Source organism: Kineococcus vitellinus (assembly GCF_009906315.1).
Classification (GTDB): Bacteria; Actinomycetota; Actinomycetes; order Actinomycetales; family Kineococcaceae; genus Kineococcus; species Kineococcus vitellinus.
This window is the reverse complement of sequence record NZ_JAAALL010000289.1, coordinates 1,980-5,549: the sequence shown is the minus strand read 5'-3', so window position 1 is coordinate 5,549 and position 3,570 is coordinate 1,980. Positions and strand designations below refer to the sequence as shown.

2 rRNA genes are annotated in these 3,570 nt (G+C 59.0%); both read right to left on the bottom strand.

The features are described from left to right. Positions 1-4: 4 nt before the first annotated feature. A 5S ribosomal RNA gene (gene rrf, locus GTQ99_RS19150) occupies positions 5-121 on the bottom strand. Positions 122-362: 241 nt separating this feature from the next. Then, positions 363-3,521: ribosomal RNA gene (locus GTQ99_RS19145) — 23S ribosomal RNA — on the bottom strand. Positions 3,522-3,570 lie beyond the last annotated feature (49 nt).

Here is a 3,570-nt window from a genome sequence, read left to right as displayed (position 1 = left end):
GAGTGGCCGGCGGTGTCCTACTCTCCCACCCAGTCTCCCGAGCAGTACCATCGGCGCTGGTGGGCTTAGCTTCCGGGTTCGGAATGAGACCGGGCGTTTCCCCACCGCTATGACCACCGGACCACACAGGCCAGGCTACCAACCACCACACCCACCACCACCCACCCCAACCACGGAGCAGGAAACGGCAGGCGCGGGTTGTCACCCGAGAACCACACAATGGACGCGAAACACCCTGCAGCAGCATTCACCACCACAACTCGTAGCAGGCTCTTGACAGCCTGAAAGGTCTTGAACTCATGCCACCCGGCACCACACCCCACCCCACGAACCCCCAAAAGGCCCGCGGCAGCTGGTGCGTGGTAGACAAGTGATCGGCTTATTAGTACCGGTCAGCTGCACAACTCGCTAGTCGTTGCTTCCACACCCGGCCTATCAACCCTGTCGTCTACAGGGAGCCTCCCACCCCTAACGGGGCACGGAAACCTCATCTCGAAGCAGGCTTCCCGCTTAGATGCCTTCAGCGGTTATCCCTTCCGAACGTAGCCAACCAGCCATGCTCCTGGCGGAACAACTGGCACACCAGAGGTTCGTCCGTCCCGGTCCTCTCGTACTAGGGACAGCCCTTCTCAAGTTTCCAACGCGCGCAGCGGATAGGGACCGAACTGTCTCACGACGTTCTAAACCCAGCTCGCGTACCGCTTTAATGGGCGAACAGCCCAACCCTTGGGACCTACTCCAGCCCCAGGATGCGACGAGCCGACATCGAGGTGCCAAACCATGCCGTCGATATGGACTCTTGGGCAAGATCAGCCTGTTATCCCCGGGGTACCTTTTATCCGTTGAGCGACCGCGATTCCACACTCCACGGCCGGATCACTAGTCCCGACTTTCGTCCCTGCTCGACATGTCTGTCTCACAGTCAAGCTCCCTTGTGCACTTACACTCAACACCTGATTGCCAACCAGGCTGAGGGAACCTTTGGGCGCCTCCGTTACTCTTTAGGAGGCAACCGCCCCAGTTAAACTACCCACCAGGCACTGTCCCTGATCCGGATCACGGACCGAAGTTAGACATCCAGAACGACCAGAGTGGTATTTCAACGTTGACTCCACGACCACTAGCGTGACCGCTTCACAGTCTCCCACCTATCCTACACAAGCCGTTCCGAACACCAATACCAAGCTATAGTGAAGGTCCCGGGGTCTTTCCGTCCTGCTGCGCGTAACGAGCATCTTTACTCGTAGTGCAATTTCGCCGAGTTCGCGGTTGAGACAGCGGGGAAGTCGTTACGCCATTCGTGCAGGTCGGAACTTACCCGACAAGGAATTTCGCTACCTTAGGATGGTTATAGTTACCACCGCCGTTTACTGGCGCTTAAGTTCTCAGCGTCCCCCCACCGAAGCAGGAGTAACCGGTCCCCTTAACGTTCCAGCACCGGGCAGGCGTCAGTCCGTATACATCGTCTTGCGACTTCGCACGGACCTGTGTTTTTAGTAAACAGTCGCTTCCCCCTGGTCTCTGCGGCCCTCAAACGCTAGCCGGCAAGCGGCTTCACGTCTCAGGCCCCCCTTCTCCCGAAGTTACGGGGGCATTTTGCCGAGTTCCTTAACCACGATTCACTCGATCGCCTCGGTATTCTCTACCTGACCACCTGAGTCGGTTTAGGGTACGGGCGGCTCGAACCTCGCGCCGAGGCTTTTCTAGGCAGCATGGGATCACCCTGCTTCCCCCTTGCGGGGTCACCATCAGGTCTCAGGCTCATGAGGTGCGGATTTGCCAACACCTCGCCCTACACCCTTGGACGTGGACAACCATCGCCACGCGGAAGCTACCCTCCTGCGTCACCCCTGTTACTACGCTTGACTACTACCGGATCGGGTCGCACGCTCCACCACTTCGCGCCCGAAGGCGACGAAAGGCTTTGGGTGCTCAGCATCCCCGGCCTCGCCATGGACGGTTCTACGCCGGTACGGGAATATCAACCCGTTGTCCATCGACTACGCCTGTCGGCCTCGCCTTAGGTCCCGACTTACCCAGGGCGGATGAACCTGGCCCTGGAACCCTTGGTCAATCGGCGGACGGGTTTCTCACCCGTCATTCGCTACTCATGCCTGCATTCTCACTCGTGTGCAGTCCACAACCCATCACCAGGCTGCTTCACCCCACACACGACGCTCCCCTACCCATCCACACACCTGCAGGAAACACCCAGCGCCCCTCGACGAAGCAAGGAGCGGCGGCGTCCTGAAGTTCCCATGTGAATGCCACAGCTTCGGCGGTGTACTTGAGCCCCGCTACATTGTCGGCGCGGAATCACTTGACCAGTGAGCTATTACGCACTCTTTAAAGGGTGGCTGCTTCTAAGCCAACCTCCTGGTTGTCTGCGCAACTCCACATCCTTTCCCACTTAGCACACGCTTAGGGGCCTTAGCTGATGATCTGGGCTGTTTCCCTCTCGACTACGAAGCTTATCCCCCGCAGTCTCACTGCCACGCTCTCACTTACCGGCATTCGGAGTTTGGCTGACGTCAGTAACCCGGTGGGGCCCATCGGCCATCCAGTAGCTCTACCTCCGGCAAGAAACACGTGACGCTGCACCTAAATGCATTTCGGGGAGAACCAGCTATCACGGAGTTTGATTGGCCTTTCACCCCTACCCACAGCTCATCCCCCAGGTTTTCAACCCTGGTGGGTTCGGTCCTCCACGCGGTCTTACCCGCGCTTCAACCTGGCCATGGGTAGATCACTCCGCTTCGGGTCTAGAGCACGCGACTGTTGCGCCCTGTTCGGACTCGCTTTCGCTACGGCTACCCCCCACGGGTTAACCTCGCCACGCACCACTAACTCGCAGGCTCATTCTTCAAAAGGCACGCCGTCACCGGAACGAGCCGGCTCCGACGGATTGTAGGCACATGGTTTCAGGTACTATTTCACTCCCCTCCCGGGGTGCTTTTCACCATTCCCTCACGGTACTTGTCCGCTATCGGTCATCAGGAAGTATTTAGGCTTACCAGGTGGTCCTGGCAGATTCACACGAGATTCCACGAGCCCCGTGCTACTCGGGAGGCGCGCCCAAGGAGGCCGCAGTGTTTCGCCTACGGGGGTCTCACCCACTACGCCAGGCCATCCCAGGCCCTTCGGCTACACCACGACTTTCTCACTCCCCGAACCGCTGGTAGACGGCTCCGGCACACTCCCACAACCCCACACCTGCAACCCCTACCAGGTATCACACAAGCGCGGTTTAGCCTCATCCGCTTTCGCTCGCCACTACTCACGGAATCACTGTTGTTTTCTCTTCCTGTGGGTACTGAGATGTTTCACTTCCCCACGTTCCCTCCACGCACCCTATACATTCAGGTGCGGGTGACCGCCCATGACGACGGCCGGGTTCCCCCATTCGGACACCCTCGGATCAACGCTTGGTTGCCAACTCCCCGAGGCTTATCGCAGGCTCCCACGTCCTTCATCGGCTCCTGATGCCAAGGCATCCACCATGCGCCCTTACACACTTGACCACCACACACCACCCACCACGGAAAACACGACCCGTGGACGAGCAGGCGC